Source organism: Bacillus sp. SW14 (assembly GCF_047608225.1).
Lineage (GTDB): Bacteria > Bacillota > Bacilli > Bacillales > Bacillaceae > Bacillus > Bacillus subtilis_G.
In genome coordinates, this window is the sequence record NZ_JBLKRW010000001.1 from 3,563,143 (window position 1) to 3,581,354 (window position 18,212).

Here is an 18,212-nt window from a genome sequence, read left to right on the forward strand (position 1 = left end):
GAACAGCTTTCCCCTTGAAAAAACCGGTGTTTGCAGCGCCTGAACATTGGTCTTCCTGATCTTCACTAAGTCATCTTGCCGTACTGTTCAGCCTTTGATTTGTATCCTCCTATAGCGGCGCATCCGCTTTGCTTCCCGCTGTGTACAGGGCGGGCTTCGGCGGTTTTTTCATCTCCGTTCCAAGATAAAAACCCGTGTGCGGCGGCTGGTTGTAGGCGGTATTCTGCCAGGCGATGCCGAGCCGGTAAACCGGGTCATGCATGAGCGTGTACAACCGGTGGCCGGTGAGATGTGTCGTTGTATAGATGCAAAGCGCGCTGCTGTCCTCCGTTCTCCATATCACTTCTTCCCGCCAATCGCCGAACAGGTTGGCCTGAAGAACAGGGTTTCCTTTTGTCCCGTTGTTGGACAGCACGCCTTCCGGCTGAAAAATCGGCTTCAGGCAGCTGTTTTCAGCATCCCATTTCTCAATCTTTGGCCTGCCGGCTGTTCCATCCCAGTCATGATCGAGCAATTCCCTGACCAAGTCGCCGTCCCACCAGATGGCGAAATTGGCTGAGGCGGGTGCTTTGTCGCTGATTTTCTCTCCTTTACTGGTAAAAAGGCCGTATGACATTCCGTCATTGCCCGGCGGATCAATTCCCCAGACAAGCGATCCTTTATAGTTTGGATCAATATGGGCCGCCATGCCTCTGCCGACATCTGTCCCGGCATGAACGCCCCACAAAATCTCGCCGGTTCCGGCATCACGCAGCGACAGTCCGTACGGCTTCGAGGCATCCTCATGCACCTGAAACACTTCAAGCCCTTTTCGGGACGGATCCAGATCCCCTACATGCATCGCGTCTCCATGTCCGAGCCCCGTTGTATACAAGCCTGTGCCGTCATGATCAACCGCCATGGCGCCGTAAATGATTTCATCCTTCCCGTCTCCGTCAACGTCCGCCACACTCAAGCTGTGGTTCCCCTGCCCTGCGTACGCTTCATGGCCCGGCTGATTGGAGTCAAATATCCAGCGTTTTTTCAGCCTTCCGTTTCTGAAATCGTATGCTACAAGCACCGCTCTCGTATAGTAGCCGCGCGCCATCACGAGGCTCGGCCGCTCCCCGTCCAAATAAGCGATTCCGGCGAGAAAACGGTCCATCCGGTTGCCGTACCCGTCTCCCCAATCTTCCAGCTTGCCGCGGGGCGGTTCATATTCCACGGTCGTGACCGCTTCACCGGTTTCTCCTTTAAACACCGTCAAATATTCCGGACCGGACAGGATTCTTCCCTGTTCGTTCCTAAAATCGGCATGCTTATCGCCAATAATGTGTCCTTTCCCGTCTATTGTGCCGTCGGCTGTTTTCATGGCGATTTCTGCTTTTCCGTCACCGTCCAGGTCATAGACCATAAACTGGGTATAATGCGCGCCCGCTCTAATGTTTCTGCCGAGGTCGATGCGCCACAAAAAGGTGCCGTCCAGTTTATAGGCATCTATGAGAACGTCCCCGGTATATCCGTCATGCGCGTTGTCTTTGGAATTGGACGGGTCCCACTTCAAGATGATTTCATATTCTCCATCCCCGTCCACATCCCCGACACTGGCATCATTGGCGCTGTAGGTATACGGCTTTCCGTCCGGCGTCACACCGCCTTCCGGTTTGTTAAGCGGAACCTCTAGGACATTTTCCATCCAGACTGGAGCTTCTTTGGAGCGCTTTTCTTCCCGTCCTTTATTGACGGCCGCCACCTGATAAACAGCGTCCACCGTCCCGTTTTGATCAAGAAAATTCGTGCTGTCCGCGATCGGCTCGCGGGTGATCCGCTTTCCGTCCCGATAAAGGTGAAAAGCCGTCGTCTCATGATCGGTTCCGAGAAAACGCCAGCTGACAAACACGCCCTGCTCTGTCTTGACCGCAATTAAACCTCTGGTCAAGTATTCCATCTGCCTCATTTTTGGTTTCATTTTAATGGGAACGGGCTGTGCGCAGCCCGTTCCTTCCCCCTTTCTGTTAAGGCGTATACATATTCGGTTTTGACTGTTCCGCCATGCCGTCCCCTAAAAAGAAGCTTGTGTGCGGAGGCTGGTTATACGCAACATTTTGCCAGGCGATGCCAAGCCGGTACACAGGATCGTGCATCAGCGTGTACAGCCTGTGCTCAGTCTGAATGGTCGTCGTGTAAATGCGCAGCGCACTGCTGTCCTCCGTTCGCCACACAACTTCCTCACGCCAGTCCCCGAGCAGATCAGCCTGCAGCGCCGGTGTTGCTTTTGTGCCATTGTTGGAGGCTGCGCCTGATGCAGTCAGCACATTTTTTGATGCGCTGCTTTGATAATCCCACTTATCGATTCGGTTGCTGTCCAGCTGTTCCCGCAGCAAGTCGCCGTCCCACCAAATGCCGAAGTTGGTCGAGGACGGAACCCTGCTTCCGATTTTGATCCCTTTCGCTGTGTAAAGAGAACCGTTCGCCCACACTTCCTGTCCCGGATAACGCGGGTCAATATCAGCAGCCATGCCCCGGCCTACATCCTTGCCGGCATAAACACCCCAAAGGATTTTCCCGGTTGCCGCATCACGGAAGGATAAGCCGTATTTTGCGTTTTTGTCCTCATGCACCTGAAACACCTCAAGACCCGGCCGGCTCGGATCAAGATCCCCGGTATGGAGGGCATCCCCGTGGCCTAAGCCAGTCGAATACATGCCTTTGCCGTCATGATCAACAGCCATTGAGCCAAAAATGATCTCATCTTTTCCGTCTCCATCAACATCCGCAATGCTCAGGCTGTGATTCCCCTGTCCGGCAAACGCTTCATTTCCCGACTTCGAAGAATCGAGCGTCCATAGCTTTGACAGCTTTCCGTCTCTGAAGTTATAGGCGACAAGCATGGTTTTGGCATAATACCCTCTAGTCATGATCAAGCTCGGCCGCTGTCCGTCGAGGTAGGCAATCCCAGCTAGAAACCGGTCAACCCGGTTGCCGTAGCTGTCTCCCCAATCTGACACATTGCCGCGGGCCGGTTCAAAATTTGTTGTGACAAGCTCTTTCCCGGTTGCACCTTGAAATACAGTGAGATATTCAGAGCCTGAAAGCACACGCCCCTGTTCATTTCTGTAATCAGCATTGGCATTTCCAATTACTTTGCCCGTGCCGTCTTTTGTCCCGTCCGCCGTTTTCATCGCCACTTCCGCTTTTCCGTCACCATCAAGGTCATACACCATAAACTGGGTGTAGTGCGCTCCCGCTCTGATGTTTTTGCCGAGATTGATCCGCCATAGCTTCGTTCCATCCAGTTTATACGCGTCAATCAGCACGTCACCCGTATAGCCATCCTGTGAGTTGTCCTTTGAATTAGACGGGTCCCATTTCAGGATCAGCTCATATTGCCCGTCGCCATCCACATCGCCAACACTGGCGTCATTGGCGCTGTACGTGTAAGCTTCACCCTTTGGCGACGTGCCGCCAGCCGGTTTATCCAGCCGGATGGAATGATACGGCTGCGCCCATACGGAGGCTTTTTCAGAAGCCGCCTGTTCGGTTCCGTTTACGATAGCCCGAATCGTATACGTGGAGGCCGCCGATCCGTTTTGATCCACATAGTTCGTGCTTTTGACAGGTGCGGCATTCAGCTTTTGCCCGTCTCTGTACACATTGAACAAAACAGATGCATTTTCAGTGCCAAGAAACCGCCAGCTGACAAAAATGCCGCCGTCCGTCTTGACTGCCACAAGCCCCCGGTTCAGCCCTTCCATCTGCCGCGCTGCCCCTTCAGCTTTCACAGGACATACAGAGGCCCCCATCACCAACAAGACCAGCAACATCACAGCGGTAAACATGCGTTTCCTTCGTGTATTCATCAGACAGCTCCTTCTCATTCATTTGTAAGCGCTTACTCAAATTGGATTTTATGCGCTGTATGAGCTGCCTTCAATTTCACTTTTTTGCATCCGCCTTATTCAGACACTGCACTCTTTTGCGAAATGGTCACTTTTTTGTTACCCGGCTTGGCGGTGCTGGGCCTCCGTCTTTTGAACCCCCCTGAAAGCAAAAAACATCGACACAAGCCCAAATAAACAAGGGCCGTAAAAGGGGATCAGGCCCGGGAGCGTATACAGCAAATAAAAGACAAATCCGCACCCGATCAGCATACAGCAGGTCGTCAGCGGCCGCATGGCGCCATACAGCAGCGCTTGCGGAATATATTTACGAAGCGGGAGCTGGTAGTGAACATAAAGGGGAAACACATACATTAGCGCGATGATATACAAAAACCCAGCAAGCAACGTGCAGCTTGTTACGGCAAAGGATAGCCAATCCGTACTGGCATAAAAATAATGATAGTTCGCGGATAATATGAGCAAAAGAGCCGCAAACGCCAATCCGATCGCATTGACCTTGAGAAATTCTTTTTTGTAGGTATCGAGAAATAACGGAAACACCGGGACATCCTTTTGCCCCATCAGCCATTTTCGTATGACGGCACACATCGCGGCTGTACTCGGCGCCCAGCCAAAAAGAACGCCGCCCAAAAGCGTAAACAACAGCCACAGCCCGTTGAGCCACGCGATTTTCACCACCGCTTCGCATCCTGCGTAAAGCGCATCCGTTACCGTCGTCTTCATCTTCTTACCGCTTGATGCACAGCAAAATTTCGATAAACGGCTTTCATGGGCGCCATCTGCCGGAGCCCGATTTTCCCTTTTGTTAACACAGGCCCATGTGCGCTGCCGTCGTCCGTCCACTCAAGAATGGGCAGATCATTGATTGAAAAGTGCACATAGCCTTTGTCTTTGATGAGCTTCATCTGATACGGAGAATCAGCGTCGTCTGGAGAAGGCAGCGGGTCAGCTCCCATCGCGGCGAGGTGGAAACCGCGGCTTTTTCTTAAATTGCAGGTGCGGAACGCTCTTTCTTCCGCGTATTTTCTGCGGAAATACGACAGGTGGAGCGCGTTGATGTCTCCTGAATGATATTCAGGGTACTTTCCCGTTCTTTTCTTGAGACTTGGATCAAACAAATCCTCGCCTCCAATCCCCGCGGCGGAAAAAAACAGCATACAAAGTCCAGGCTGCTCAATCGGCGAGAAGTCCCACGTCACAATGATGCCGTCCGGAAAGGTTTCCGGGCACCAATAGACAAAGTGTGCTTCGTCCTGAACATGCGACAGGTGCAAGCGGTGATCGTCAAATGAAATCTGTCCGCCCCCCTCCATCCGCCAGTCCTTCACATCGCTTGCTGACCGGAGCGGGTTACGGTACAGGCACGCGCCTTCCTTATACATCTTCTTTTCCCTCCCGGCTCACGAGATGGTCCTTCAGCGGAAGGCCGAGTTCCTCAATCCCTTCTGCCACAAGCTTCGCAACCTCCATTACCCCTTCTTCCGAAAAATGCGTATTGTCCGCAATGCCTTCCGGATAATTCGGATGTTCATTCGGCTGAAGCCAAACGAACAATCGCTTCGACTCCTCCGGCCCGTATGCTTCATACAGCACCTTTGTTTTCGCCAGCAGATCGATCACGGGCACAGCAAGTTCCTTTGCCAGTGCTTTCATCGCATCAGGATATTCGCCAAGCGTATGCTCGATCCGCCCGTTTTCATCAAAGCGGCGGCGCTGCACTGATGTGACGAACACAGGATGCGCTCCCTTTTCGCGTGCCGTATTTGCAAACAGGGTGAGAAATTGCTGAAACGTAGAGTACGGCTGCGTCCCCCGCGGTTTCTGGTCATTGTGGCCGAATTGAATAAACAAATAATCGCCCTGTGTGATGCGCTCGGCAATCGCCTGAAGCCTTCCTTCCTCCACAAAAGAATTGGTGCTCGCCCCTCCTTTGGCGTGATTGAGCACCTTTACATCTGCGGAAAACAATTGCCCGAATACCTGCCCCCACCCCGCCATCGGCGCTTCATGAGGCGGGCAGTCACTCACGGTGGAATCCCCCGCTAAAAACACTTGAATCGGTTTCTCCATCACATGTCCTCTCCTTTCACGGCGTTTCCTGATACATTTGCCTGAAGACACCCGGCGGCACGCCGACCTGTTTTTTAAAAATCCGGTTAAAGTAATTGTGTCGGTAGCCAACTTCTTCTGACACGTCAAGAATTTTCTTATTCGTATTCACCAGCAGCTCTTTCGCCTTTTCAATTCTGATTTGGGTTACATAATCAATAAAATTAATGCCGGTTACTTGCTTAAATGCCTTGCTTAACGTGTATGAATTCATGCCAAGCGCATCGGCACAGCTTTCCAGCGAAAGATCCGCCATATACTGTTCATGAATCATGGCCATCACACGTTCCGCCAGCTGCTTTTCCTGTCTGTTTTTTCTGCCCTCAAGCTTGGAAAGGTATGGTGTAACGACAGCATCCATCAGCCAGGCCGCCGCTTCACCGGGTTCACGCAATTCTGAAATCTCCAGAAGCAGATCCCGATGCTGAAACAGTTCGCTCGGATTGAGCCCGGAATGCAGAATATCCTCCTGAATGCGGGAAAACACTTGAATCAGGGCGGAGTGCACATGTCTGTCTATGCCCGCCTTTTCCGCCAGTTCCTCCATGCAGACACGTATCAGGTCCTCGGCTTCCTGTTTTCTTTCCAGCCGGATGGCCCGAACAATTTGTTTTTCCAGCTCAAAAGGGTAATAAGGGGCGGACTGCTCATCTTGAGGGAAGCCGGCCTGTAAATCAATCACCTGATGCCGGTTGGCAAACCGCCTGTGGGATTTTCCGCTTTTCACATCCTGATATAAAGAACGGATTTCCGCGACGAGCTCCGTCTTCCTGCTCATCGTCCCGGTCAGGTGTAATCCGGTGAGATCGTCAAATTGGTGTGCAAGCTCCGTTACGTACGCCCTCAGATCAGCTCTGTTTGTTTTCATCACAAGCACGGTGACGGAAAGCCGGCCGACATCAAGAATGGAGGGCTGAAAACAGCGTTTTGCCGCAAGCTCCTCGGCCAGATTGGTCAGGGTAAATACAGCGAGCTGCTCATCATCGGCGCGGAAGATGCTTGTTTCGCAGCGGAGCCCTGTCACCTGAAGATCAAGCACCTGAAACACGTTTTCTCCGATGTTCCATCCAGCCTCCTCCATCCGTGATCTGAGACTTGCCTCGTTGTCATAGTAAAAATCGCTCTGCAAGAGGTGCTGCAAAAAACTCTTTTTCATATGGGGCGTCTGCCGCAGGAGCTGCTCCTGAAGCTTCCGGCTTTCAAGGGATAAATCATGCCATCGCTTTTCAATCCACTTGAATTCATCCTGCCCGGACACCTGCCATGTTTTCTTCTCTCCCCCGGTGAACAAGCCAAGCAAATGCTGAATGGGGCGATAGATTTTTTTTGCTGCGTACCACGTCATGCACAACGCTAAGCCGATGCAAATAACAAGCATGACGATGATCACTTTTGATAAAAACACCATCGGGGCTGTAATGGCTGAAAGAGGCGCCGCTGACACAAAGGTCCACTGCTGATGCATGCGGTTCATTTCTCCAAAGGAGACGGAATACAACGTGCCGCCCCATTCCATCTGAAAATGCCCTTTCTCGTCCGGCTGTTTTTTTATCTCTTCAATTAAAGTCTTTTCTAAATCCTTTTTTCCTTCCTGAAAAAGCACTTCCCGATTTTGGTCCAGAAGCAGCGCACTGCCCTCAGGATAAGGGGACAAGCTTTGCAGGATCGACTCCATTTCTAACGGATCAACCGCCAGCATGATCGCGCCGAACGGTTTCTCCGCCGAACCCGGAATGAGCTGGATCAGCATCGCTTGATTTCCGGATCGGTTCCAATAAATACTCTTGTCCGAGGCAAGCAGCGAGCGATACTTGCGAAGCGTCTCCTGTTCTGTCAAAGCGCTGTATTCAGGGCTCAGCACAAGAGGCCGGGGGCTGTTCAGAAAGATGGAAGCCTGCTCGATCAGCGGCTGCTGGTCCCGTAAAAGAAACAGCTTTTTCGTTAATTGATAGGAGAACGTATAATCTTTCTCCAAATCTTTCTCTGCCAATCCATTCATCAGCGAAGAATCGTATGCCATCTGGGTGAGAGTCAGCTCCAGCACTCCCAGCTTTTCATCCATCCGGCTGACTTCACGCGCCACCTGTGTTTCATGCGACCTCTGCAGTTCCTTCTCCACCTTGTCGATCGAAAGAAAATAGATAGCGCCGCCAGTCAGCAATCCGGGAATACAGGCAATCAGCAAAATGAAGACAAAGTTTCTTTTGAAATACGTTCCCTTCCAGCGTGAAACCCGTTCCTTCTGTTGAGGCTGTTTTTTCATCCCTTTCCCCCCGCCGCCGCTTTACTGATACACGCGTTTTTTCGTTCTCAGCACATCAGCAAGAAAAGTCAGCGCAAGTCCCTGTCCCCATCCTTGTATTCGTTTGTAAGGCACCTGTTTGTATCCTTCGGCATTTTTCATGACGGCTGTTCCGGCCGATACCTTGCTGACTCGTCCGTCCTCTTCCACCGCATCCAAAATGGCGGCAAGCGATTTCTGCGCGTATTTTGTATACAGCTTTCCGTTCGGCAAAAGAGCAGATGCAATACCCGCCGAAGCTGAAACCTCGAGATACGAATCCGGATCATCCAAAATGGTGTGCCAGAGCCCTGATTCATCCTGCAGCCGGACGAGCGCGCTCAGCTGGTCTCTGAGCGAGCCGTCAATGATCATAAAAGAAGGATGCGTCACCTCAATGAGCGGAAGCGCCTTCGCCATCGTGAGTGCGGCCCAGCCGTTCGCCCTGCCCCAATAAATCCCCGACAGATGATTTTGCGCTTTGTTGTCCCAGGCGTGATAGTACAAATTTGTGACAGGATCTTGAAGCACATCTTCATGTCCGTGGAACTGGCGCAGGCCGTCTTCAAAATAATCCTCACGCTCCATCACCCGCCCGATTCTCAGCATAAACAGCCCCGCCATCATCAGCGTGTCCGCCCATGCCTGCTCAGGAAACACATATTCCGTCGAATTAACCGTATGCTGAAGGATCCCCTCGCCAAAGCGCGGCGCCTTATGCAGCACATATTCCGCCATCTCACCCGCCGTTTCCAAATACACGTGATCACCCGTCACCTTGTGGAGAAACAAAAGCGTATGGCCGATGGAAACTCCGTTGATCGAAAGCGGCGGCAGCCCATCCTCAAGCTGTTCATCAACCCACGTTTTTAACAGATTGATATATTCCTCGTTTTCCGTCGCTTCATACGCCTCCGCCACACCATAAAACGCGACGCCGCCCGGCCAATCCCATGCAAAATCCATTTGAAATGTCCGTTTCACAATTCGGTCAATCACGGATGTAACCTTTTCTTCATCAAAGATAAGCTGTGCCATCTGCAACACTCCTTTTATTTTAATCCGGTCGTACTAATGCCCTGAACGATATATTTCTGAAACAAAAAGAAGACAAGAATCACAGGCAATAACGACACGGCTGACATGGCAAACATCGCGCCCCAGTTCGAAGCCGATTCCGTATCGAGAAAAAGCTTCAGCGCGAGTGAAACAGGGTAAAGCTCAGGTTTATTCAAGTACAAAAGCGGCTGAATCAGCTCCTCCCACTTCCAATAGAAGGAGAAAATCGCAGACGTCGCAAGCGCCGGGGCAATCAGCGGCAGAATAATCCGCCAAAAGCAGGCAAAGCGCCCGCATCCGTCGATTCTCGCCGCTTCATCCAACTCCTCGGGAATCGTCCGGATAAACTGGATCATCAGAAAAATAAAAAATGCATGCCCGAAAAATGGCGGAACGACAATCGGTTTAAAAGAATTCAGCCAGCCTAATTTCGCAAACAAAATATACTGCGGAATCATCAGCACTTCATGCGGCAGCATTAACGTCCCCATCATGCAGACGAACCAAAACGCTTTTCCCTTAAACGGGATGCGCGCAAATCCGTATGCAATGACAGCCGATGACAGGACGGCGCCGATTGTGGACAGCCCGACAATGATCGCCGAATTTTTAATAAAGGTCAGAAACGGCTGCCCCGCAATGCCCTTCCATCCTTCCGCATAGTTGCTGAGAATAAAAGGGTCGGGAATGAGAGAATGAGAGGTTGTGAAAATACTGGAGCTTTCCTTAAACGAGCTGACAAACAGCCAAATGACCGGGTACAGCAATAACACCGCCAGCGATGCCGTAAAAACATGGAACAGTATGCGTTTGAGCCTGAAGCGCCCGGCTTTTTTTCTCTCAAAAACCGGGGCTTCTCTGACAGGCTGGTTGACCGGCTCCATCCGTCATTCCTCCTTTGACTCGTAATGAACCCAATAGGCCGATGTTTTAAACAAAATCAGCGTAATCAGCCCGACAATGATCAGCATGACCCACGCCATCGCCGATGCGTAGCCCATTTGAAAATAGTTAAACGCCCGCTGGAACAAATAAAGCGAATACAAAAGCGTCCCGTCAAGCGGCCCGCCCTCTCCCTTTGAAATGATATAGGCAGGTGTAAACGTCATAAAAGCAGAAATCGTCTGCATCACTAGATTAAAGAAGATAATCGGCGTGAGAATCGGAAGCGTAATTTGAAAGAAACGCTGCACCCGATTTGCCCCGTCCACACTGGCCGCTTCCAAATACGAAGACGGAATGTTTTTCAGGCCGGCCAGAAAAATCAGCATCGATGACCCGAACTGCCAGATGGACAGCAAAATCAGTGTCCACAGCGCGCTTGTCGGGTCCTGATACCAAAGAATTTTTTGATCAATCCCCACAAAAAACAGCAGCGCATTGATGACCCCGTCATTGCCAAAAATATTGCGCCACATAATCGCCACGGCCACGCTTCCGCCGATGATCGAAGGCAGATAAAAGAGCGTTCTGTAAATGGCCGTTCCTTTTGATGCATTGTTTAAAATGACAGCGATAAAAAGCGCGAAGCCGAGGCGGAGCGGAACGCCGGCAAGCACATACGTAAACGTCACCTTCAGCGACTGCCAATACTTTTCGTCACCCGTAAACATTTCCTTGTAGTTATTGAGCCCGATCCATTTCGGCGCCGTAAACAAGTCATAGCTTGTGAAGGACAGAAACAGGGACGCTCCCATCGGAATCACCGTAAAACAAAGGAACCCGATAATAAACGGAGAAATAAAAGCATATCCCGCCAGATTGTCTTTTCTCATACTCCGGCTTTTTTTCATTGCGTCAGCCCCATTTCCCGTCAATTATTCCTCTCTAAAATGTCATTGGCCTGCTTCCGGAACGTTTTGGCGGCTTTTTCCGGCGATACCTTCTGAAACAGAATCTGATCAGACGTATCCTTCAGCAGCTTGATGACCTCCGCGCTTCCCACAGGCTCCGGCGGATCGGCTTTGCTGATGTGTTTTGAAGCGGTTTCTACATATTCAACGATATTGGCTTCTTCCTCATTCAGCTTTGGTTTAATCGCATCCGCCACTTTGTCGGATACCGGCACTCCCCGCTCGCCTTTGATCAGCTGATTCGCTTCATCATTATTCACGAAGAAATCAATAAACTTCGCGGCCTCTTTTTTATGCTCGGAGCTTTTCGGAATCGAAAACAGCATACTCGGCTTTAGCGTCAGCGCCTTTTCCTTCATTTGCTCCGGCGGCAGATAAAGAGACAACGGCGAGTCTGTCAGCTGGGCAAAACCCAAATATTGATTGGAGTAGTTCCACGTAATCGCCGACTTGCCTTTGACGATAAAGTCGTCCTCCATCCCTTTAATCTGTGCGCTTTCATCGGGCGTTGGAGATGTTTTCGCTTTCACCAGCCTCAGCTGCCGTTCAAAATAATCGACAAACAGCTGATCATCCTGATACGCGAGGCCTGTGCCGTCTTCTTTATAAAAACGCTCACCCTTCGTGCGCAAATAATAAGGGAAGAAAATATCAGGCGGATGCATGCCGTTGGAGCCGTAGACGCCGGCTTGTTCGTGAAGATCATACGCCAGCTTCTCGTAATCCTCCCACGTCCAGTTTTCCTGATTGACGGACGCACCGGCTTTCTTCAGCAAATCATCATTGGCAATCACAGACAGCACGTTGACGCCCAGCGTAAACCCATAGAGCTTATTGTCAATTTTTCCGCCCGACAGCATATTCTCGTCGATTGAACTGACATCAATCGTTCCATCCTTTGTATACGGCGTTAAATCTTCCAGCTGGTTCTTCTTTCCGTATTGTGCCAAATAAGCGGTATCCATTTGAATGACATCGGGAAGCTGGCCGGCGGCAGACATCGGCGCAAGCTTTTTCCAGTAGTCATCCCAGTTCGCAAATTCTGCGTCAATATGGACGTGCGGATTCTTTTTTTCGTAAAGTTCAATTACCTTCGTTGTATAATCATGCCTTGGCTGCCCGCCCCACCATGCGATTCTGAGCGTAATGTCTTCTTTTTTCCCCGATGCCTCTTCACCCGCGGAACATCCGCTGAAAAAAAAGACGCAGACAAGCGACAGCAGCACGTAACAAATCTTCTTCAAACCAATCCCCCCTTTAATGTAAGTGCTTACATTTTATTTTAAAGCGTTCAGATAGGGCGAAACACTCAAAAAACAGTGGGGAAAGTAAAAAAAACAGAGATGGCTATCCTGCGGAAGCGCCTCCCTGTTTTTTTCTGAATTCTGACGGTGTCAGACCGGTATATTTTTTAAAGACGAGACTGAAATACTTCGGATTATCGCCAAACCCGATTTCTTCCGCGATTTCTGAGACACTCGTGTCCCGCCTGATTTTCATCTGCTTCATCGCATGTTCAAGACGCACTCGCGTCACGTATTGGGAAAATTTCTCGCCTGTTTCCTGTTTAAATAATTTTCCCAGATAATCAGGATTCATAAACAGCATATCCTTCGCCGCCCATTTTAAGGACAGATTCGGATTTCCGAGCTCATCGGCAACAAGCCTGATCATTTTTGAAATCACTGCGCTCCCGTGCAGGTCACCAGACGTTTCGATGGTGTCCCGAAACAGCTGCCCCGCGTGCCGGAGTTCTCCCGCCTGGCTGATTGCCATCCGATAGTCCCCGAAAACGTCCGCTGCCTTTTCAGCGGCGTTTTCCTCCACGGCGAGCACCGTCCATTCTCCGCTGCTGCAAACCGCTGTCAGCGCCGAACCGAATGTCTTTCTGACCCCGGCATCAACAGATTGTTCCCCTTTGAAAATCAGGAGGCGGACCTTTGTTCCGGCAAGTGAAGGCAGCGGTGACAGCTGGGCTACACCGGCGATCAAGCCCTCCAAGTATTGATCGGCGGCAAAGGAACGGATATGATCGAGCTCATGCTTCAGATGAGCGGTTCTCTTTTTCCGCACATCGAACTGCTTCAGCTCGGCCATGATCTCCTCCAGCGAGCTGATAATCTGCTGTTCATTGCAGGGCTTCAGCAAATAATGCTTTACCCCGTATTTCATGGCTTCCTTCGCGTACTCAAACTCTCCAAACCCGGATAAGACGATAAATTGAACCGACGGACTGACGGCTGACACCTTCTTAATCAACTCAAGCCCGTCCATACCGGGCATTTTCACGTCTGTAATGACAATATGCGGCTGCTTGCTTAAGATCTTGTCATACGCTTCATTCCCGTTCTGCGCTTTGCCGATCAATGAAGCGCCAAGCGCCTCCCACTCAATGATTCCCGCCATTCCGTCAAGAATAATCCTTTCATCATCAGCCAGCAGTATCTTATACATCACGCCACCTCATTTCGGCACGGTATTGTGATCACAATCCTCGTTCCCTTGTCTTGCTCACTATGAATGCGCAAGCCGTACGGCTCTCCGAATGTCAGCTTGATGCGTTCACGAATATTCCAAAGCCCGATTCCTCTTCCGCCCGATGTTTCGAGCATCTGTTCATCCATGCCGGGACCGTTATCTTCGACCGTAATACAGGCACAGTTCTTCATTTTTTTCGCCTGAAGGCGGATGGCGCATGGCCTGGTGAAGGGCTCAAGCGCGTATTGAATCGCATTTTCAACCAGCGGCTGAAGCGTCAGTTTCGGAATAAGGCAATGCTTTACTTCTTCGTCGATATCCAAAGTAAAATTCAGGCGCTCTTCAAATCGAAACCGCTGAATGGTCATATAGTGAAGAACGATGTCCGCCTCCTCCTGAATGGTCACTGTATCTTTTTTCATATGAATGCTGTTTCGCAGCAGAAAGCCGAGCGATTCCACCATTTTTGAAATTTGCTTTTGCTGATTCGCCTTTGCCAGCCAATTGATGGACTCGAGAGTATTATATAAAAAGTGCGGGTTGATCTGGGCTTGCAGTGCCTTCAATTCGGTTTCTTTAATGATGAGCTGCTTTTCCACATTTTCTTCCATAAGCTCGTTAATCCGTTTCATCATGACAGTAAAATGGCGGTTCAGCATGCCGGCCTCATCCTGTGTATGTTCCGGCAGAGAAAGCGATACCCCAGCCTCAATGCCGCCGTCCTGCACCGATTTCATCGCGGACACAAGCTGCTCAATCGGCTCCGTGATGCTGTTGGCGATTTTTCTTCCGAAAAGCAAAACCGCACAGAAAAACAGGAGAAAACACGTGCCGATCACCGTTTTCATAAAGGAAATTTTTTCGAACATCTGATCAAAGGGGATGACGTTATAGTAGCTCCAATTTTGATAGGATGATTGAAGGAAAGAAATAAAGTAACGTTTGCCATTCTTTTTTATCAGGTCATAACCAGGGTGCTTCAGCGTCTCCTTTGCCGCCTCGGACGCCAACACCGAAGCATGTGCCGAGTACACCAAATTCCCGCCTTGGTCGGCGATCATGATGTCTCCGACCGCATCGCCCCAATCCTTTGGCAAATCACGAATCATCTGTTTCACATTGACTTGAATCAGCACCATGCCCAAACCGTTCAAACTCAGCTGGTGATAGGATCTGATCTGCCGCGCTGAAATGAGGACAGGATCTGAACCGCCGAGCGTCATCCAAAGATTTCTTCCATTTTTCGCTTTGGCTCGTGTAAACACCTCTTCCCGCTGCTGCTTCAAAAGATCTGAGGAACTGCTTCCGGCTGAATACTCTGAGCCGCGGGCGTCAATCAAATGAATGGAATCGATGTACTTTTCATCGCCGGCATATTCCGCCAGCTGATCCCACAGCTCCTGCTTCATTTGATACTGATCGTACGTATCATCACGATTTTGCATGCTCAGGATGCGCTGAATCTGTTCGTTCGTAATGATTTCATATGACACATCCTCTATCTTTTTCAGCTCGTCTTCGATCCTTTCAGAAGACATCCGCAGCACCTCCGACGACTTGCGGTAAATCTGCTCATCATACACATGAAAGGCGTACTGCACCCCGCTGTATACAAACAGAAAGGACACGGCCATAATCAAAGAGAGAAACACAAACAGCTTATCCTTAATCTTCATCCGTCTGTAACAGCCCGCGACTCTTTTTTTCATGCCGCCTTTTCTTTCTCCTGACGCTGATCCATTGACCGAAACGCTTTAAAGGATAGCTTCGTTAAGATCAGGCTAAGTAAACTCCCGCTGAAAAACAGCAGAAACACAACGTGAAAAAGCACGAGAAACAACACACCGACAGCGCTCGCCGCCATCATGAGCGTCACCGCCGGACGGCTGAAGGCAATCAAAAAACTGATGCTCAGCACTTCCCTGATTTTCACATCAAAATGAGAAAACACCGGAAACACGTACAGCACAACAAACGCGAAAATCAAGCTGATGCTCAGGAACACATTGACGAGCACAGGCTGATTCATCTGAGCCGCAATCCGCATATCCGCAAACAGAAACAGGCCAGCCGTCACAAGCATGAGCCCGAGAAGCTGCGATGCCCTCCACTCCTTTTGAAACGCCCGAAAAAAGACAGAAAACACCGGTGCATCCGTGTTCCCCTTCGCCCATTCTCTCGCCACTGAAAACATCGCGGCAGTAGCAGGCATCAGCCCAAACACAACCAGACCTGCAAGAGAAAATAAAATCCAAAGCACATTCAAATAGGCCAGTCTCATCACCCACGTACAAAAACGATTCAGCCCATTCGTCACACTGTGTATCATTAACATCACCTTCCTGATTCAGAAAACGCTTTCATTTTAAAGTAATATGTATTTCTCTTTTCGAAAGAAAATTCCTGCCGCCCCGTGACAAATTCGACATCTTTTGAGACAGCAGACGCCCTTATCTTTTCCTGTATCGCCGAATGGCCTTTTCGATCAAATATCCAGCAATAGCTCCGCAAATGACCTGAAATCCAAGCATGCCGAGCGCAGCCCCCTCCCAGCCGCGTACATACACGAGGCTGTACCAGATGGCAAGCACACCAAGGACAACCAGCCCGGCCAATATCCATTCCGGCCACCTTTTGTCAGGAAGCTTCCCCCGTACAAAAACGGATACGCTAGCGAACAGACAAGCCGTTACGATCCCTATCACAAAAACAAGTGACCACATCCCATGTCCCCCCTTTTTAGAAAAAGACAAAAAAGCCTCCTGTAAAGGACGCTTATTCTGCCGCAAGCTCTTTTTCAAATAAATGATAACCGGATGCATCAGCACCCATGAACTCATATCCCATACGCCGATAAAACGAGTGTAAGGCGTCATTATCAGCGACACAGTCAAGCCGAATCCGTGTTTTCCCCGGATAGTCAATAGCGCTCTCCGCCCAATGAAGAACGCGCGCCCCAAGTCCTTGTCCCGCAAACCGGCGGCTGACCGCCAGACGATGCAAATAAATGGACGCCTCATGCCCATCGTCTCCCCAAAGCGTCTGATCCCACTCACTCGGTTCCGGCAGCAGCATCACGACAGCCGCAAGCTCTTCACCTTTTTTAAACACAAACACATGTCCATTTTCAATTGAACCCATGATATCGTGTGTATCTTGCCCTTCCAGCAGTCCGCTCCATTGGTTAGAGCCCCGATCCCGGAGCCATTCAGCTGTTCGGACAAGCAGCCCGGTAATCGATTCTGCATCCTCATACACGGCCGGACACGCGCAAATTCCATCAGCTAGTGTTTCATTCGTAATCTTAAAAGATGACATAAAGGCCTCCCAATCCAAAAATAAGCTTGCACACACCTTGATTATAATGCAGACCTTCCAGCAAAAACAGACATTTTCTCTGTATGTAAAAGGGGTGCGTGAAAGAGAGGCCCGGCTGCCCGTTAGAAAAACTTCTTTTTATCCCGCTCTTCTTTTAAAATTTCAACCGCTTCTCTGAAGCGCATGGAATGCACAATTTCACGCTCACGCAAAAAACGCAGGGAATCATTCAAATCAGGATCATCGGAGATATCTATCAGCCATTGATACGTCGCCCGCGCTTTTTCTTCTGCCGCAATGTCTTCGTATAAATCGGCAATCGGATCGCCCTTCGCCTGAATATAAGTCGCTGTAAACGGCACACCCGCCGCATTATGATAAAACAGCGCGCTGTCATGATTCACGTAATGTTCGCCAAGTCCCGCTTCACGCAGCTGCTCCGGCGTGGCGTCTTTAGTTAACTTATACACCATGGTCGCGATCATTTCCAAATGGGCAAACTCCTCCGTGCCGATATCCGTTAAAAGGCCGATGACTTTATCAGGAATCGTATACCGCTGGTTCAAATAACGGAGAGCCGCGGCCAGCTCGCCGTCCGCTCCGCCATACTGCTCAATCAAATATTTCGCCAGCGTCGGATTGCACGTACTGACCTTAACAGGGTATTGCAGCTTCTTTTCATACACCCACATTCAGGCATTCCTCCTTATACTTGCCACGGCCAAGGCCCTTGATTCCAATCCCAATCCTCGCCCGCGGGGCTGTTGCCGTACTGCAAAAGCGGTCCGTAAGAGGATTCGAACTTTCTTTTTAAGTGCCTTGAATAGCCGGAATATTGATTGAATTGCTTCAGCGCGTCTTCATCGTGAGGATGTGTATCTAAATAAAGGCTCAGCTCAACAAGCACAAAATCCGCGGCTTGAATTTGCTCAAGCTGACGGTAATACTCGGCATCAACCTTTTTTGCCATGGGCGTCTCCCCCTCGATAAGGGTTTTCATAAAAATCATAGAGATCCTTCCAAAGGGTGCCTTTCCTTAAAGCCTCCATCGGCGAAAACTGCTCCATATGCTCAGGCTGAAAGGTCATATAGAGATTAGGCGGCGTTCTGTAATATTTCTTCCCTATGGGCGGACAGGGATCAAAACGGCTGTGAAAGGGCGTGTATGATTTAACAGGCGTAAACGGCTGCATATCCTTCATTCCCGCTCCTCCTTTCTTAAATACAATGACC

Annotated in this window: 18 protein-coding genes; all 18 read right to left on the reverse strand. The window is 50.2% G+C overall.

The genetic code is table 11. From position 1 onward, the window contains the following. Positions 1-109 precede the first annotated feature (109 nt). Complete coding sequence (locus ACMX2I_RS18145) at positions 110-1,948, reverse strand: rhamnogalacturonan lyase (protein ID WP_414957830.1); 1,839 nt, start codon at positions 1,946-1,948, stop codon at positions 110-112. A gap of 46 nt (positions 1,949-1,994) precedes the next feature. Then, the gene (gene rhgW / locus ACMX2I_RS18150; RefSeq protein WP_414957832.1) at positions 1,995-3,857 is read right to left on the reverse strand and encodes a rhamnogalacturonan lyase; all 1,863 of its coding nucleotides are present in this window, start codon (positions 3,855-3,857) and stop codon (positions 1,995-1,997) included. A 120-nt stretch (positions 3,858-3,977) separates the two neighbouring features. Beyond that, positions 3,978-4,604: a YesL family protein gene (locus ACMX2I_RS18155; RefSeq protein ID WP_414957834.1), complete on the reverse strand. Its 627-nt coding sequence runs from the start codon at positions 4,602-4,604 to the stop codon at positions 3,978-3,980. After that, on the reverse strand, positions 4,601-5,263 hold the full coding sequence (locus ACMX2I_RS18160) for a YesU family protein (protein ID WP_414957835.1): 663 nt from the start codon (positions 5,261-5,263) through the stop codon (positions 4,601-4,603). The genes ACMX2I_RS18155 and ACMX2I_RS18160 overlap by 4 nt, the downstream gene beginning before the upstream one ends. Next, a complete protein-coding gene (locus ACMX2I_RS18165; protein ID WP_414957837.1) occupies positions 5,256-5,954 on the reverse strand; it encodes a rhamnogalacturonan acetylesterase in 699 nt (232 codons plus the stop codon). Before ACMX2I_RS18165 ends, ACMX2I_RS18160 begins: the two co-directional genes overlap by 8 nt. A 13-nt stretch (positions 5,955-5,967) precedes the next feature. Continuing rightward, positions 5,968-8,253 (reverse strand): AraC family transcriptional regulator, encoded by a 2,286-nt coding sequence (locus ACMX2I_RS18170; protein WP_414957838.1) that lies wholly within the window; start codon positions 8,251-8,253, stop codon positions 5,968-5,970. Positions 8,254-8,274: 21 nt separating this feature from the next. Beyond that, positions 8,275-9,309, reverse strand: a complete 1,035-nt coding sequence (gene yesR / locus ACMX2I_RS18175) for a rhamnogalacturonyl hydrolase YesR (protein ID WP_148963545.1) — start codon at positions 9,307-9,309, stop codon at positions 8,275-8,277. Between the two features lie 14 nt (positions 9,310-9,323). Further along, entirely contained in the window at positions 9,324-10,214 is an 891-nt protein-coding gene (locus ACMX2I_RS18180) for a carbohydrate ABC transporter permease (protein ID WP_414957840.1), read from the reverse strand. Positions 10,215-10,217: 3 nt separating this feature from the next. Continuing rightward, complete coding sequence (locus tag ACMX2I_RS18185) at positions 10,218-11,147, reverse strand: carbohydrate ABC transporter permease (RefSeq protein ID WP_414957842.1); 930 nt, start codon at positions 11,145-11,147, stop codon at positions 10,218-10,220. Next, complete coding sequence (locus ACMX2I_RS18190; protein WP_414957844.1) at positions 11,144-12,427, reverse strand: ABC transporter substrate-binding protein; 1,284 nt, start codon at positions 12,425-12,427, stop codon at positions 11,144-11,146. Before ACMX2I_RS18190 ends, ACMX2I_RS18185 begins: the two co-directional genes overlap by 4 nt. Positions 12,428-12,530: 103 nt before the next feature. Next, positions 12,531-13,637, reverse strand: a complete 1,107-nt coding sequence (locus ACMX2I_RS18195; protein ID WP_414957845.1) for a response regulator transcription factor — start codon at positions 13,635-13,637, stop codon at positions 12,531-12,533. After that, positions 13,637-15,370 carry a cache domain-containing sensor histidine kinase gene (locus ACMX2I_RS18200; protein ID WP_414957847.1) on the reverse strand — a complete coding sequence of 578 codons (1,734 nt, stop codon included), beginning with the start codon at positions 15,368-15,370 and terminating at the stop codon, positions 13,637-13,639. Before ACMX2I_RS18200 ends, ACMX2I_RS18195 begins: the two co-directional genes overlap by 1 nt. Beyond that, a complete protein-coding gene (locus ACMX2I_RS18205; RefSeq protein WP_414957849.1) occupies positions 15,367-15,996 on the reverse strand; it encodes a YesL family protein in 630 nt (209 codons plus the stop codon). Before ACMX2I_RS18205 ends, ACMX2I_RS18200 begins: the two co-directional genes overlap by 4 nt. A gap of 115 nt (positions 15,997-16,111) precedes the next feature. Then, positions 16,112-16,414, reverse strand: a complete 303-nt coding sequence (locus ACMX2I_RS18210) for a YesK-like family protein (protein WP_414957850.1) — start codon at positions 16,412-16,414, stop codon at positions 16,112-16,114. Positions 16,415-16,436: 22 nt separating this feature from the next. Beyond that, positions 16,437-16,979 carry a GNAT family N-acetyltransferase gene (locus tag ACMX2I_RS18215; RefSeq protein ID WP_414957852.1) on the reverse strand — a complete coding sequence of 181 codons (543 nt, stop codon included), beginning with the start codon at positions 16,977-16,979 and terminating at the stop codon, positions 16,437-16,439. Positions 16,980-17,101: 122 nt separating this feature from the next. Then, on the reverse strand, positions 17,102-17,671 hold the full coding sequence (cotJC, locus tag ACMX2I_RS18220) for a spore coat protein CotJC (RefSeq protein ID WP_087992477.1): 570 nt from the start codon (positions 17,669-17,671) through the stop codon (positions 17,102-17,104). 14 nt (positions 17,672-17,685) lie between these two features. Then, positions 17,686-17,949 carry a spore coat protein CotJB gene (gene cotJB / locus ACMX2I_RS18225; RefSeq protein WP_010329138.1) on the reverse strand — a complete coding sequence of 88 codons (264 nt, stop codon included), beginning with the start codon at positions 17,947-17,949 and terminating at the stop codon, positions 17,686-17,688. Continuing rightward, entirely contained in the window at positions 17,933-18,181 is a 249-nt protein-coding gene (gene cotJA / locus ACMX2I_RS18230; RefSeq protein WP_003219489.1) for a spore coat-associated protein CotJA, read from the reverse strand. The genes cotJB and cotJA overlap by 17 nt, the downstream gene beginning before the upstream one ends. Positions 18,182-18,212 lie beyond the last annotated feature (31 nt).

Excerpts from the sequence above, each read along its gene's own strand:
- ACMX2I_RS18145 (WP_414957830.1), bottom strand. The coding sequence starts at position 1,948 with ATGAAACCAAAAATGAGGCAGATGGAATACTTGACCAGAGGTTTAATT.
- rhgW (WP_414957832.1), bottom strand. The coding sequence starts at position 3,857 with ATGAGAAGGAGCTGTCTGATGAATACACGAAGGAAACGCATGTTTACC.
- ACMX2I_RS18155 (WP_414957834.1), bottom strand. The coding sequence starts at position 4,604 with ATGAAGACGACGGTAACGGATGCGCTTTACGCAGGATGCGAAGCGGTG.
- ACMX2I_RS18160 (WP_414957835.1), bottom strand. The coding sequence starts at position 5,263 with ATGTATAAGGAAGGCGCGTGCCTGTACCGTAACCCGCTCCGGTCAGCA.
- ACMX2I_RS18170 (WP_414957838.1), bottom strand. The coding sequence starts at position 8,253 with ATGAAAAAACAGCCTCAACAGAAGGAACGGGTTTCACGCTGGAAGGGA.
- yesR (WP_148963545.1), bottom strand. The coding sequence starts at position 9,309 with ATGGCACAGCTTATCTTTGATGAAGAAAAGGTTACATCCGTGATTGAC.
- ACMX2I_RS18180 (WP_414957840.1), bottom strand. The coding sequence starts at position 10,214 with ATGGAGCCGGTCAACCAGCCTGTCAGAGAAGCCCCGGTTTTTGAGAGA.
- ACMX2I_RS18195 (WP_414957845.1), bottom strand. The coding sequence starts at position 13,637 with ATGTATAAGATACTGCTGGCTGATGATGAAAGGATTATTCTTGACGGA.
- ACMX2I_RS18200 (WP_414957847.1), bottom strand. The coding sequence starts at position 15,370 with ATGAAAAAAAGAGTCGCGGGCTGTTACAGACGGATGAAGATTAAGGAT.
- ACMX2I_RS18205 (WP_414957849.1), bottom strand. The coding sequence starts at position 15,996 with ATGTTAATGATACACAGTGTGACGAATGGGCTGAATCGTTTTTGTACG.
- ACMX2I_RS18215 (WP_414957852.1), bottom strand. The coding sequence starts at position 16,979 with ATGTCATCTTTTAAGATTACGAATGAAACACTAGCTGATGGAATTTGC.
- cotJC (WP_087992477.1), bottom strand. The coding sequence starts at position 17,671 with ATGTGGGTGTATGAAAAGAAGCTGCAATACCCTGTTAAGGTCAGTACG.
- cotJB (WP_010329138.1), bottom strand. The coding sequence starts at position 17,949 with ATGGCAAAAAAGGTTGATGCCGAGTATTACCGTCAGCTTGAGCAAATT.
- cotJA (WP_003219489.1), bottom strand. The coding sequence starts at position 18,181 with ATGAAGGATATGCAGCCGTTTACGCCTGTTAAATCATACACGCCCTTT.